Origin of the sequence: Microcoleus sp. N9_A1 (assembly GCF_036701795.1) — a bacterium.
Classification (GTDB): domain Bacteria; phylum Cyanobacteriota; class Cyanobacteriia; order Cyanobacteriales; family Microcoleaceae; genus Microcoleus.
In genome coordinates, this window is record NZ_JAUBRI010000065.1 from 1 (window position 1) to 14,535 (window position 14,535).

General features: G+C 46.8%; 6 protein-coding genes and 1 pseudogene. 4 read left to right on the forward strand and 3 right to left on the reverse strand.

Features of this window, described 5'->3' with window-relative positions:
* Together QUA58_RS24260 and QUA58_RS24265 are read right to left on the reverse strand one after the other, a co-directional pair.
* Positions 1-506: pseudogene (locus QUA58_RS24260) on the reverse strand (photosystem II q(b) protein); the annotation flags it as partial.
* Between the two features lie 217 nt (positions 507-723).
* Positions 724-2,490 (reverse strand): alpha/beta hydrolase, encoded by a 1,767-nt coding sequence (locus tag QUA58_RS24265; RefSeq protein WP_333396459.1) that lies wholly within the window; start codon positions 2,488-2,490, stop codon positions 724-726.
* A 276-nt stretch (positions 2,491-2,766) separates the two neighbouring features.
* Here QUA58_RS24265 and QUA58_RS24270 point away from each other — a divergent pair, with 276 nt between their 5' ends.
* From QUA58_RS24270 to QUA58_RS24285, 4 genes are all read left to right on the forward strand, one after another.
* Complete coding sequence (locus QUA58_RS24270) at positions 2,767-3,747, forward strand: Npun_R2479 family HD domain-containing metalloprotein (protein ID WP_333396462.1); 981 nt, start codon at positions 2,767-2,769, stop codon at positions 3,745-3,747.
* A gap of 296 nt (positions 3,748-4,043) precedes the next feature.
* Positions 4,044-5,108 carry a vWA domain-containing protein gene (locus tag QUA58_RS24275; protein ID WP_333396436.1) on the forward strand — a complete coding sequence of 355 codons (1,065 nt, stop codon included), beginning with the start codon at positions 4,044-4,046 and terminating at the stop codon, positions 5,106-5,108.
* A 123-nt stretch (positions 5,109-5,231) separates the two neighbouring features.
* Positions 5,232-7,349: an NAD-dependent DNA ligase LigA gene (gene ligA, locus QUA58_RS24280; protein WP_333396439.1), complete on the forward strand. Its 2,118-nt coding sequence runs from the start codon at positions 5,232-5,234 to the stop codon at positions 7,347-7,349.
* Between the two features lie 362 nt (positions 7,350-7,711).
* Complete coding sequence (locus QUA58_RS24285; protein WP_333255483.1) at positions 7,712-8,140, forward strand: hypothetical protein; 429 nt, start codon at positions 7,712-7,714, stop codon at positions 8,138-8,140.
* 171 nt (positions 8,141-8,311) lie between these two features.
* Here the strand turns inward: QUA58_RS24285 and QUA58_RS24290 are convergent.
* Positions 8,312-14,535: CHAT domain-containing protein (locus QUA58_RS24290; RefSeq protein WP_333396442.1), on the reverse strand; the 6,224-nt coding region annotated here is incomplete at its 5' end.

Genomic DNA, 14,535 nt, shown 5'->3' on the forward strand with positions numbered 1-14,535 from the left:
GAGAAGGAGCCTTGTCCTATAGGGTAGATCAAGAATACTGCGGTGGCTGCTGCAACTGGTGCAGAGTAAGCGACGCAGATCCAAGGACGCATACCTAAGCGGTAGGACAGTTCCCATTCACGACCCATGTAGCAGAAAATGCCAATCAGGAAGTGAAATACTACCAATTGGTAGGGGCCGCCGTTGTACAACCACTCATCGAGGGAAGCTGCTTCCCAAATTGGGTAGAAGTGAAGCCCGATGGCGTTGGATGAAGGAACAACTGCACCTGTGATGATGTTGTTACCGTACATCAAGGAACCTGCTACTGGTTCGCGGATGCCGTCGATGTCCACTGGAGGGGCTGCGATGAAGGCGATGATGTAGCAGATGGTGGCGCTGAGCAAGGTGGGAATCATCAAGACTCCGAACCAACCTACATAAATGCGGTTGTCGGTGCTTGTGACCCACTCACAAAAGCGTTCCCAGACGTTGGCGCTTTCGCGCTGCTGTAAGGTTGTTGTCATGGTTTTATGATTGCTGTATTTGGTTGTCAATGTTCGGATGATGTTTCTATTATTAACGGTTTTGTTAATGTTTGTAAAGGGGTTGAGCGACAGTTAAACTGATAGAAGTCATCAGGAAAGCTGATGAAACCAGAGAGATGCCCGTAGCTTGCGGGGCCCGACGCCATCGCCCCCGCGCGAAAAGATATGCCAGGGTGCTCTTCGGCGCACCTCAACCCTAACGAACGGGAGCTATGGGAGGTGGAGAAGGTAGAGAAACAGGAGCGAGGACAGGGGGAGAGGCCGGGATGCGAGGAGGTGGAGAAAGCCTGAACTGCTGAAGTTGTTGCGGGGTAAGCGATCGCAAAATTCTCAGTCCGAGAGTGTCTCGGGAGATGCTTAAAGCGTAGGATGGCTCCAAATACGGGCGGAAATTTGATTTGTTGTTCAAATAACTTTCCATAAATGCTAGGCTGAGTCCGCTGAGGTAGCGGCGGGCTAAAGCTGGTTCGGGCCCGATCGCCTGTGGTGGTGGCAGAAATAGGCTTTGAGGGGATTCCTCGATCGTTGAGAAGTGAGTCCCGTTTATCATCAATACCAGATATTTGTTGAGCGATGTCAGCCAAGTGAAGGGTTGAATTTGTTCGAGCAAAGCTGGGGCGACGGTATCGGCGCTGCCTGCAATTACCATGACTGGGATTTGGATTTGGCTGAGGTTTGTTTCTCCCAGAATGCTGCTGGAGACTGGGTTGACAGCGATCGCAGCTTTGATTCGCGGGTCGCCGAAATTGTACTGGTTGCGCTCTAAGCTGCGGGCGCGGCACTGCAACAGCAGGGAGAGGTTCCAAGTCTCGTTTTCGAGCTGGCAGTCTTTATCTAGCTGTGCAAAATTAATCCCCGCCCCGGCTAATGCTAAAGCCGTATAGCCACCCAAAGACTGACCGATGACGCCGACTCGCTCCAAGTCGAGCTGGCCTTGGTAGGCAGGATCGGTTGTAGAAAGTTTGGTTAAATAATCGAGCAGGTCTTTGATGTCTAGGGGGCGGTTGACAAATTCTGCTGGTTCTGCTACTTCACTGGCTCTGCCTGTTACTAAGTCTTGGATTTGTTGGGCGTTGCTGCCGGGGTGTTCGGGGACGGCGACGGCAAAGCCGTAGGAGGCTAGGTGTTTTGCTAAATATTGAAAGGAAATGCGATCGGAACCTAAACCGTGGGAAATTACTACTACTGGGGCCGGTCGCGGGCTGCCCTGCGGCAGGTAAATGTCCATATCAAAGGTACGATCCTCTTCGAGGGCTTCGCTAACGCGATTTGGACTCGTCAGAGTTACCGATGATTTTTTCCAAGTGTAGGGGCCCGGTAGCTGGGGCTGCAGCATTGCGGCGGGCGGTATGGCGGCTTCTAAGGCTGCTTGTGCTTCCGACAACTGGGCGACTCCGGCGATCGTCTGATTGGAACGGTTGATCAGGGATGTCAGCTCGTTGGCGATACCCAAGCCGCGAGCGATGTCAATCCTGATGCCATAAGTGGGGAATTTCCGCAGCACGTTGAGTATTGTCAGGCCTTCTGGATCTGAGGCTGCTAAAATCAGGGCGGCTCGGATGGCATAAAATCCGGGCTGCCGAGCTTTGGTTTGAATTACTCGGCCCAACCGTTTCAGCAGCACTTCTCCTTGAGGCGTGTAGAGAAATTGAGCGATAGTCACCGGGCTGATTTCAGCTTTCGCTTGCAGGGCGCTGCGAATCTCAGCTAGCTGTACTTTGTTGGCGTACTGAGCAAAGCCGTCCAAGTTCGAGTCTATTTTGCCTTCTTTGGCGAAGAGTGCCAGGGATTCGATCGGCACTGATTCTTCTAGCGGCCCGTAAGTTACGTAGATTCGATCGGCACCCATTGCTGGTGCGGCGGTGCAAACAGCCGTGAATGCAAACAATCCTAGGTATTTTGGGGCGATCGACCGCCGAGCGCGAAGGGCAGCAGTGGAGAAACTCGGAAACAGACAGTTCATAACTTTCACACCTAGGACTTCTAATAATTAGTCGGTGAAACGATGTAAATTGTTTCGCCAATATTTAATGCCGAAAAATCGATCTGTTGCTTGGGAAATTAGGTTATGGTGAGAAGCATAGCCTGAGAGTAATTTTCTGACCTGAGAAGACTAGCTGAAATTTAAAATTCAACGCCGAGGGGTCACACCTACGGTCATTCCCATTGATGATTTTTTCAGCTATGCAAGATATTTTCGATCGAGTTTGTAACTACAGTCTGAGTGGGAGAATTTATGATGTTCAATGCAACTGCTATCCTGATTGACGCTTTTGTGCAAGAGCTGCAGGCCGGCTACCGTCGCACCTACGGCAAGTACAAGCCTGACTACCCTGAAATTATCGCCTGGGCAGGGACGATGGCTCTGGAAAATATCGCTAACTGCGATGCTCTGTACCACAATGTGGAACACACAATGCTCGTGGCATTGGTGGGACAAGAGATTCTCCGGGGCAAGCATATTCGCGAAGGGGGAGTCTCGCCGGAAGATTGGCTGCACTACCTGATCTCGCTGCTGTGCCACGATATCGGTTACGTCAAAGGTGTTTGCCGCCAAGACCAAGAAGCTGTCGGACTATACGCTACAGGTATTGACGGGGGCATGGTTTCTGTGCCGGTCGGCGCTACTTCTGCCAGTTTAACTCCTTATCATGTCGATCGAGGAAAACTCGTAATTGACGAACGCTTCGGCGGCCACACCTTAATTGATGCCGAACAAATCAAGCGCAATATTGAATTGACCCGCTTCCCAGTTCCTGCTAGCGAAACTCATCAAGACAGAAACAATTATTCTGGACTAGCCAGGGCCGCCGATTTGATCGGTCAGTTGAGCGACCCCAATTACCTGCGAAAAATCAGTGCGCTATTCTACGAATTTGAAGAAGTCGGCACTAATAAAATCTTGGGCTACAATTCTCCGGGAGATTTGCGACAAAATTACGCCAAGTTTTATTGGAACGGAGTTTTTCCATACATTCCAGCAGCTTTGAACTACTTGGAATTAACCCAGGGCGGCAAACAAATTATTGCCAACCTCTACGCTAACGTGTTTCAAGTAGAACACGCTGAACCGCTCGCTTTCAACAAAACAAACGCTCAAGAATTAATTAAATCCCGTGCTAACAACAACTTGAACGGCGAACACAACAACGATCGCCTTCAACTTTCTACCTCCGGGGATAACAAGAAATTTAGCGAGTTTGCCGATCTGAATTTGTGAGAGATTTATCGATATAATTCAGCAGCTATCAACGCCAGTTATAATTACAACAAATGGTAAATCTAGAGCTGCTGATTTTTTTATTGAGTTATAATACAACTAAGGAATGACAATTAAATAACTGTTACTTACTCGTTTGCTCGTTTGCTCGTTACCAGGCTCTACCTGGTAATGCAGATCCAGAAGTTCTGCCTCTCTTTACTCCACCACTTTTGAAGAGAGAAAAGTGTAACAAATGTTTAAAAGATTAAAGTCTTGTTCCTAAGAAATCCTTGTTGTTTAGAGAGAGTTAAGTGATGGCAACCAACAACATAGAAGTCGTTTTTAGCTTTGATACAACGGGCAGTATGTATCCTTGTTTGACTCAAGTTCGCCGGAAAATCAAAGAGACGGTGACAAGACTGCTTGATGAAATTCCTGGCATTCGCATTGGGATTATTGCTCACGGGGACTATTGCGACGCTGACAGCACTTACGTGACTAAACACCTCGATTTGTCGGGCGATGCCGACAAGATTTGCAATTTTGTGCAAAATGTAGAACCAACTGGCGGTGGCGATGCTCCAGAATGTTATGAATTAGTCTTGCACGAAGCTCAATCACTTTCTTGGACTCCAACTAATTCCAAAACATTGGTACTCATTGGCGATGACATCCCGCACGCACCCGCTCAAACTCCTCAAAAACTTAACTGGCGTCAGGAAGTAGATAAGTTAGCACAGATGGGAATTGCCGTTTACGGCATCCAAGCTCTCAACCGCAACCACGCTACTTTATTCTACAAAGAACTAGCCGAAAAGTCTGGCGGTTTTCACCTCAATCTCGACCAATTTTCTTACATCACAGATTTGTTTTTAGCAGTTTGTTACCAACAGTCATCTAACGAACAACTACAAGCTTACGAGCAAGAAGTTGTCAGTGAAGGTCGCATGAGTCGCGGATTAAACAAAATGTTTGATACCATGCTGAAGCGGGAAGGCGCTGCTGTTTATGAATCAGCCGAATTGCGAGCTGTCAAACCGGGGAGATTTCAGATTCTAGAAGTAGATAACGAGATTTCAATTAAAGCTTTTGTGCTGGAGAATGGTTTGGCTTTTAAAACCGGGCGCGGGTTTTATGAGTTTACTAAAACAGAAACTATCCAAGGTAAGAAAGAAATTGTGCTGATGGAGCGTTCGACAGGGGATTTATTTGAAGGAGAAGCGGCGCGAGAAATGTTGGGTTTGCCAATGGGGGAGACTGTGCGTCTCAAACCGAGCAATCTAGAAAAGTATGCGGTTTTTGTGCAAAGTACCTCGGCGAATCGCAAGCTGATGGGGGGAACTCGTTTCCTTTATGAAGTTGAAGATTGGGATCGTTAATCGATTTTAAATGTTGAAACTACAACCGCAGATTGAGGTAGACAATGCTAACATTTTTATTGTGTTTGTGATTTGTTTGTCCTACACATCTGCGGTTAAAAAAATATACACTTTTAAGTTAATATGCAACCAGACATTCAGCAGCGAGTTACACAGTTGAGGGAGCAGCTACAGCAAGCTAGTTATGCTTATTATGTTCTTGATGCGCCGATTATGGCTGATGAGGTGTACGATCGCCTTTATCGACAGTTACAAGAGTTAGAATCAGATTATCCTGAATTGATTACTGCCGAAAGTCCGACTCAGCGCGTGGGAGAAAAGCCTGCTACTCAATTTTTTAGCGTCAAGCACAATATTCCTCTCTACAGTTTGGAAAATGCTTTTAATTTTGAGGAATTTGCTAAATGGCAGGAACGCTGGCAGCGAATTGCACCCCCCCTAACCCCCCCTTATCAAGGGGGGGGACAAGATGGGATTACGCCTATTCTTAGCAACGAAGAAAACAAAGAAATTACTCCCCCCCTTAGCAAGGGGGGGCTGGGGGGGGTTTCCTATGTTTGCGAGTTAAAAATTGACGGTTCTGCTTTGGCCTTAACCTATGAAAATGGGATTTTAGTTCGCGGTGCGACGCGGGGAGATGGGATTGCGGGAGAGGATATTACTCAAAATGTCAAGACTATTCGCTCGATTCCTTTAAAACTCAATTTAGATAATCCGCCGCCTGTGGTGGAAGTGCGGGGAGAGGCTTTTTTGTCTTTAGCTGTGTTTGAGGAAATTAATCGGGAACGGGAAAAAGCGGGGGAACAATTGTTTGCTAATCCTCGCAATGCGGCGGCGGGTACGCTGCGACAGTTGGATTCTAAAATTGTGGATCAGCGGCGCTTGGATTTCTTTGCTTATACTCTGCATTTAGATGAAGCTAATCAGGAAAAGACGCAAGGGGAATCTTTGGAATTTTTGCGAAGAATGGGGTTTAAGGTGAATCCCAATCGCAAAGTTTGCTATTCTTTGGATGAGGTGCGGGAGTATTACGAATATTGGGATACTGAACGGCGAAATTTGCCTTACATGACAGATGGGGTTGTTGTTAAGATTAATTCGGTTTTGTTGCAAAAACAGTTGGGTTTTACTCAGAGGTTTCCGCGTTGGGCGATCGCCCTGAAGTATCCGGCGGCCGAAGTGCCTACAATAGTAGAAGCTGTCACCGTACAAGTAGGGAGAACCGGGGCTCTAACTCCTGTAGCGGAACTCAAACCGGTGCAGTTGGCTGGAACCACGGTTTCGCGCGCTTCTCTCCACAATAGCGATCGACTTTCCGAGCTAAATCTTCACATTGGCGATACTGTGATTGTCAGAAAAGCTGGGGAAATTATACCAGAAGTTGTGCGAGTTTTGCCGGAACTTCGTCCCCAAAATGCTCAACTTTTTCAAATGCCTAGTTGCTGTCCCGAATGCGCGCAGCCTGTGGTTCGGGAAAAAGGGGAGGCGGTTACTCGCTGCATCAATACGTCTTGTCCGGCAATTTTGAGGGGTTCGCTGATTCATTTTTGCAGCCGGGATGCTTTGGATATTAACGGTGTTGGGGAAAAGTTGGTGCAGCAGATGGTTGATAGCAATCTGCTCAATTCTGCCGCGGATTTGTACGATTTGACAGCCGAAAGATTGATGAGTTTGGAACGCATGGGTAAGAAGTTGGCCCAAAAGTTGGTAAGTGCGATCGCCCAATCGAAAAATCAACCTTATTCGCGGGTACTTTACGGCTTGGGAATCCGCCACGTTGGTAGTGTCAACGCTCAATTGCTGACAGAAAGGTTTGCAAATGTGGAAGAGTTAGCCGCAGTATCCGCCGCTGCGATTGAGGGCGTGTACGGCATCGGGCCGGAGATTGCACAATCGGTTTCTCAGTGGTTTCGAGTTCCGGCCAATCAAAGTTTAATCGCACGGTTAAAAACTGCGGGATTGCAATTGCACTCAGAAGTAAAAAATCAGAATTTAGCCGATATAAATTTACAATTTACTGGCAAAACCTTTGTGCTGACTGGAACTTTGCCGACTCTTAAACGAGATGAAGCCAAAGATTTGATTGTCAAAGCTGGAGGAAAAGTCACAGGTTCGGTTAGTGCTAAAACTGATTATGTGGTTGTGGGTGAAGATGCGGGTTCTAAATTAGAGAAAGCTCAATCTTTGGGGGTACAACTACTTTCGGAATCTGAGTTATTAGAACTGCTATCGAAACCATAAATGATTGGTGAAAGTCAATATATCTCTGTTTGCTCTTTCTCTGCGCCCTCTGCGGCCTCTGCGGTTCGCAAAAAAAGCTGATTCATTTCAGCCGTTTTCAAAGAACATCGCCAACAATTCTATTTCCCTAGGTACAAAATAGCCGATCCTCTTCGAGGGCTCCGCTAACACAAATTGTGCAATACCTCAAAAGGCATAGAAATCGCGCTCGCGATCGATAAAATATACATACTTCCAGGGCGCTACTACCTTTTGAGGTTGCCAGTACAGACGAGTTTTGCTAAAATTTGAGAGAATTTGCAAGAGCGAGCCATCGCCTCCGGCAATTCCCAGCAAGTCGCAAAAATCAGAGGAAATACGTGATGTCGGAAATCCCCGAACCAACACAAACAAATTTGCCGCCTCCAGAAATAAGTTCCGAAGCCTCTATTTCTTTGACGGAAAACTTAAAAAGTAGCTTGGGAAATATCCTGGGCAGTTGGAAGGTTAAAGTAGGATTAGCAGTGGCCGTACTGTTTGGAGTATTCCTATTTTGGTTTTACTGGCAGCACATGATTGCAGTCGCAGGTATGAAGAGTTGGGCGAGTCGATCGGGCGCTAGAGCGATCGAATGTATGGTAAGAGATACTAATAACGACCAGTATGTAAGTTGCAGCGCTCTCCTCGACCAGCAAATTGTCCCTCTCGAATGCAGTTCTAGTTTGTTAAACATCGGTTGTCGCGTCAATTATGGAACTGCCGCACCTAATTTGAAACAGCTTGGACCCAGAGCTGCTGCTGGTTTCAGATAATTTTTGACTCGCTTTGGCCGAAAGATGGATACAATCCCCGACAGGATACTAGACTTATTGCATAAATCTTTGGTTGATAGGGAAACCGCAGATGAACGCAGATGAACGCAGATGCGTTTCAAGATAGTTTGCGGCTTTTCCAATCTTGTCAACAATCTAAAATATGGCAGCTTACCAAGGACTTCCGATGAGGGTGAAACTGCTCCAGTAGTAAGGATGAGAAAAATCTGGGTTTTGTTGTATGTTAGCCGGTAAATTCAATTTACCCGCTGTTGTCACTAAATGCCCGTTTTCGATCCGAACTTTACCAGCAATCATCGCCTGTTGAGTAAGTTGCAAAGTTTCTGCCTTAGTTGTGGCTCCTCGCAACTGATGGTAAAATTCGCTCATCAGCGCCAAAGTGCCTCCGTCGTCAACATACCACAAACTCCCTAAAGCAGATTTCGCGCCGGATTTTACCGCTAAACCTCCAAAACCTAACTCTGCTTCCCCATCGCCCAAGGCTGTTCTACAAGCACTTAATACTAATAAGTCTACCTGCGGATTGCGCCAATTTAAACTTTCCATGCGATCGAGCTGCAATTTGGAATTCCACAGTTGAATGTAAGAATTGCTTGGTTTTCCCGGTTTGAATTCAGCGTGAGTTGCTAGGTGAACGATCCGAAATCCTCCCTTGGCGTGTTCGGAGTTGAGATTATCTATAGTGAAAGTTGAATTGAGGAAAGATGGCCCGTGCCACTGAGCAGAAATCGCCTGCAATTCGATCGGCACACTGAGCAAGGGCTTTTGGTCAACAAATTCTGACCTTCCCATTGCTAGCACTGTGGCATCTCTAACTGCTTTATAATCGCTATTAGTCAAGCTGAAACTGGGAATGAGGCTGAAACTGTATTTTTGAATCAAGAAGCCTTTACCGTCGTGTAAAGCGGCAAAGGGCATACTCCTCAATCCGGGATCGACTGACAGTAACAATGTCTGAATTCCTAAGTTTTTTAAGTCTTTGTCTAGGGGGGCGAGCGCCCATTTATATAATTGCTGGGCGGCGGGTAGATAGGTGGTAGTACCGCGTTTTCCCGGACTGGTGATTTCAGCCTGCAACTCCCGAACGGCTGGGAAAAGAGCTGCTCTGTTGGCTTCAGGGACGCTGTAGTGAATCGGCCGCCCCACGGGAGGGACTAAAATTAGTTCTAATTGTTTGTCTCGCGAGACTATGTAGATAATACCAGACCGTTTGCCGGTTTGCTGTTCGATCTTATTTAACGTTTGTTGTAATGTCGCAATCAAGATTTTTTCTTCTGGGAGATTGCCTTTTACCCCCAGGTATTCTCCAAATTCTTGGTTCCTCATTTCTTCGATTCCCGAGATTGTTTTTTCTATGTCGTTACCTTCAAAAAGTTGATCGGGAGACGGAACATATCCCAGAACTAAATTAGAAGTGGGGTTGACTATTGGCGGTTCTGGTGATGGTGGTGAGGGTGGTACTAAGTCCGGGGGTAATGTACGGGTGATAGTGCGATCGAGGGTTAAAACTCGATCGACAGCAGCAACAACGGGATTGTCTAGCGATCGAAATTCGGGGCCTTGAAAGTCTTTTGGATCGAGGGTTGGGGGTTGCCGTGCGGGATCTTGTATTTCCGTAGGATCGATCGGAGTGATAGTTACAACCTCAGGGGGAGTTACAACCTCAGGGGGAGTGATAGTTACAACCTCAGGGGGAGTTACAACCTCAGGGGGAGTGACAGTTACAACCTCAGGGCGAGTTACAACCTTAGGGCGAGTGACAGTTACAACCTCAGGGCGAGTGACAGTTACAACCTCAGGGCGAGTGACAGTTACAACCTCAGGGGGAGTCGCAGTTACAACCTCAGGGGGAGTCGCAGTTACAACCTCAGGGGGAGTCGCAGTTACAACATCAGGGGGAGTCGCAGTTACAACCTCAGGGGGAGTTACAACCTCAGGGGGAGTCGCAGTTACAACCTCAGGGGGAGTTGGCGTTGGCGTCGGAGGGGGAGTTGGCGTTGGCGTCGTGTCGATCGCGGCGTCAGTCGAAAACACAATATTACCAACACTACTAGAACGCGGAAACGACTGCGATGTAATGCTAGATTGTCCCGTTGTAATTGCACCCGCCGTACCGTTGCTAGCAGCATCCCCCACCACAAACGGTTGAATCGGATTCCCTCCATCTCCCCCAGCGTGCACAATTGTAATTTTGCCACCACCTGCGCCGCCAGCAGTAGAAATGCTAGCAACTCCCGTCGGCGACAGTGGGGTGGAAAAAGTACCCGTAGCGCGGAAAAAATTGCCTGTTATTGCTGTCACCTCGCCACCGATGCCACCTGTACCGCCTTGGGCATTGATAAACTCTACTTGAATATCGCCGATCGGATCTAAGAACACATTGCCCGCATTTCCGACTATACCGCTAGAGTTAATTTGTCCGGCCGTAATTGAAGTTATCGCCTTAACCGTTATGTTACCGCCACTGTTTGCCGATGTATTCAAATTGCCTGCGGTGAAGTTATTACCGCTTGTAAAGAGAATTTCTCCGCCATTAGTAGTAATATTTTTAACATTTATATCGCCCTTGGCAGTAATATCGACTTTGGCTGCGGTGACATCTCCCGATAAATTGACTTTTTCCGTGTTTAGTGCTGTAAATTGTTGCGCGTTAATTGTCGAGTTTCCTGTCACATTGCCAGCATTTTCGATCGCCAGATTTCCTAACTTGCTGGTGGCGCCCACTGAACCGTTGAAAGTGATGCTGCCGCTACCGGAGGCTAGAGTTAAGTTGCGGGCCGCATCAATACTGTCGATCGCACCTCCAAAGGCAATATTCCCCCCGGCTGTACTCAAGATCGCATCTTTCGTCAACCCGAGAACACCGTTAATATTTATATTGCCCTGATTAGTAGTAACATTGCCACCTAACTTAGTGCTGCCAGCAGCAATATTAAAACCCGAATTGCTCGCAATATTACCGTTAGTGAATTCCGCCTGCGTTGCGGTAACATTTAAAACAGAAAGTGGTGCTGTTCCTCCGATATTTCCTTGTACCAGCACATTGCCTGTAGCCGCATCTAACTTCAACAAATGATTACCGTCGATCGCACCAACTATCTTAATATCTCCGCCGCCGGTACTGAGATTAATATCGTTTCCGAGTTGGATAGTGCCGTTAAGGGCGATCGGGTTTTTATTGGTATTGATGCCAGAATTTAAATTAATTGTGGAAGCGTTGAGGGCGATACTGCTGTTGTCATTGCCCGTCAGAGTGCCATCAAGTGCGATCGCACCAGTTCCCGTTTGAATATTTACGGGGTCTAAAAATGTGAGATTATTAGGTATACTAACCTTGGCGGTGCTATCCGAGCGCCCGATCGCGATCGAGCTAAATCCATTTTGAATCAAATTAATTTCCGATGCAGTCAAATCTAAAGCGCTAGTATTGTTATCAGTTCCGCCAACCGCAATATTTTGTCCTGCGGTTGCAGGTTGTAGCGTTAACGCACCAGTACCAGAAACATTCCCAGAAAAATTAATTTCACCCGCTGTTAAATTCAGCGGGTTACTACCTGCGGATAAAGTAGAAGCGAAAGCAATTGTTGCATCCCCCAGTGTAAAAGTTACAGGAGCTTTTAATGTCACCGGAGCGCTAAAACTAATGTTATCATTAGTTGTGGTGATATTTCCGCTAACCCCAACAGTTCCCCCGCCATTTTGAATAAATGCACCGTCTAAGTTCAGGTTTTTCTCAATATTTAGATTAACCTTATTCGTAACTGTGAGCGTGCCGTCATTGGTGGTTGTTACAGTTCCTTTGAGATTAACATTATCACCAGCAATACCGAGATTGCCAGCCACGTTAACTGTATTATTGAAAGTAATGTCGCTGCCTGCGAGAATCGGATTATTGGCAACAGTCACAGCCTCTGCATAAGTTTGACTGCCAGTTGTAGTGACATTCCCGCCTAAAGATATCTTGCTGTTGGCAGTTAAACTTGTGAGAGGAGTTGTTTCGCCGATCGCACTTGTGAAGGTAAGATTACCGCTAGCCGCATTCGCCGTCAAATCGCTGCTACCGTCAACAGTATTATTGAAAGTAATGCTATCACCTGAAAGAATCGGATTATTGGCAATTGTAACTGCATCTCCGTAGGTTTGACTGCCGATTGTAGTGACATTTCCCTTGACTTGAGTTGTGCCCCCAGCATCTGTAGTCAAACTCGCGGCATTGACTGTTTGATTAAATGCGGTTGTGCCTGTAGAGTTAGCTGTTAAATTGCCGATCGCACTTGTAGCACCAACTGCACCATTGAAGGTAACATTACCAGTACCCCCATTCAGAGTCAAATCGCTGCTGCCGTCTACAGTATCGTTGAAAGTAATGTCGCTGCCGGAGAGAATGGGATTGTTGGCAATTGTAACTGCATCTCCATAAGTTTGACTGCCAGTTGTAGTCACATTGCCATTAAGTTGAGTTGTGCCCCCAGCATCTGTAGTCAAACTCGCGGCATTGACTGTTTGATTAAATGCGGTTGTGCCTGTAGAGTTAGCTGTTAAATTGCCGATCGCACTTGTAGCACCAACTGCACCATTGAAGGTAACATTACCAGTACCCCCATTCAGAGTCAAATCGCTGCTGCCGTCTACAGTATCGTTGAAAGTAATGTCGCTGCCGGAGAGAATGGGATTGTTGGCAATTGTAACTGCATCTCCATAAGTTTGACTGCCAGTTGTAGTCACATTGCCATTAAGTTGAGTTGTGCCCCCGGCATCTGTAGTCAAACTCGTGGCATTGACTGTTTGATTAAATGCGGTTGTGCCTGTAGAGTTAGCTGTTAAATTGCCAAGAGCACTTGCAGCACCAACTGCACCATTGAATGTAACATTACCAGTACCCCCATTCAGAGTCAAATCGCTGCTGCCGTCAACACTATCGTTGAAAGTAATACCGCTGCCGGAGAGAATGGGATTGTTGGCAACAGTGACAGCATCTCCATAAGTTTGACTGCCAGTTGTAGTCACATTGCCATTAAGTTGAGTTGTGCCCCCAGCATTAGTCGTCAAACTCGTGGCATTGACTGTTTGATTAAATGCGGTTGTGACTGTAGAGTTAGCTGTTAAATTGCCAAGAGCACTTGCAGCACCAACTGCACCATTGAATGTAACATTACCGCTAATTGCATTCGCCGTCAAATCGCTGCTGCCGTCAACACTATCGTTGAAAGTAATACCGCTGCCGGAGAGAATGGGATTGTTGGCAACAGTGACAGCATCTCCATAAGTTTGACTGTCAGTTGTAGTCACATTACCATTAAGTTGAGTTGTGCCCCCAGCATCTGTAGTCAAACTCGTGGCATTGACTGTTTGATTAAATGCGGTTGTGACTGTAGAGTTAGCTGTTAAATTGCCAAGAGCACTTGCAGCACCAACTGCACCATTGAAGGTAACATTACCGCTAATTGCATTCGCCGTCAAATCGCTGCTGCCGTCAACACTATCGTTGAAAGTAATACCGCTGCCGGAGAGAATGGGATTGTTGGCAACAGTGACAGCATCTCCATAAGTTTGACTGCCAGTTGTAGTCACATTGCCATTAAGTTGAGTTGTGCCGCCAGCATTAGTCGTCAAACTCGTGGCATTGACTGTTTGATTAAATGCGGTTGTGCCTGTAGAGTTAGCTGTTAAATTGCCAAGAGCACTTGCAGCACCAACTGCACCATTGAAGGTAACATTACCGCTAATTGCATTCGCCGTCAAATCGCTGCTGCCGTCAACACTATCGTTGAAAGTAATGTCGCTGCCGGAGAGAATGGGATTGTTGGCAATTGTAACTGCATCTCCATAAGTTTGACTGCCAGTTGTAGTCACATTTCCCTTGACTTGAGTTGTGCCCCCAATATTAGTCGTCAAACTCGCGGCATTGACTGTTTGATTAAATGCGGTTGTGCCTGTAGAGTTAGCGGTAATGTTTCCTAATGCCTTGGTATTGCCAACTGCACCATTGAATGTAATATTACCTGCACCCCCATTTACAGTTAAGTCGCTGCCAATGTTATTGGCATCAACAGTATTATTGAAAGTAACGCTACTGCCTGAAATAATCGGATTAGTGGCAATTGTGACAGCATCTCCATAAGTTTGACTGCCGATTGTAGCGACATTGCCTTTTAATTCAGTTGTGCCGCCGGCATCTGTAGTTAAACTCGTGGCATTGACTGTTTGATTAAATGCGGTTGTGCCTGTAGAGTTAGCAGCAATATTTCCTAATGCCTTGGTATTGCCAACTGCACCATTGAATGTAATATTACCCGTACCCCCATTTACAGTTAAGTCGCTGCCAATGTTATTGGCATCAACAGTATTATTGAAAGTAACGCTACTGCCTGAAA

Excerpts from the sequence above, each read along its gene's own strand:
- QUA58_RS24265 (WP_333396459.1), bottom strand. The coding sequence starts at position 2,490 with ATGAACTGTCTGTTTCCGAGTTTCTCCACTGCTGCCCTTCGCGCTCGG.
- QUA58_RS24275 (WP_333396436.1), top strand. The coding sequence starts at position 4,044 with ATGGCAACCAACAACATAGAAGTCGTTTTTAGCTTTGATACAACGGGC.
- QUA58_RS24285 (WP_333255483.1), top strand. The coding sequence starts at position 7,712 with ATGTCGGAAATCCCCGAACCAACACAAACAAATTTGCCGCCTCCAGAA.
- ligA (WP_333396439.1), top strand. The coding sequence starts at position 5,232 with ATGCAACCAGACATTCAGCAGCGAGTTACACAGTTGAGGGAGCAGCTA.
- QUA58_RS24270 (WP_333396462.1), top strand. The coding sequence starts at position 2,767 with ATGTTCAATGCAACTGCTATCCTGATTGACGCTTTTGTGCAAGAGCTG.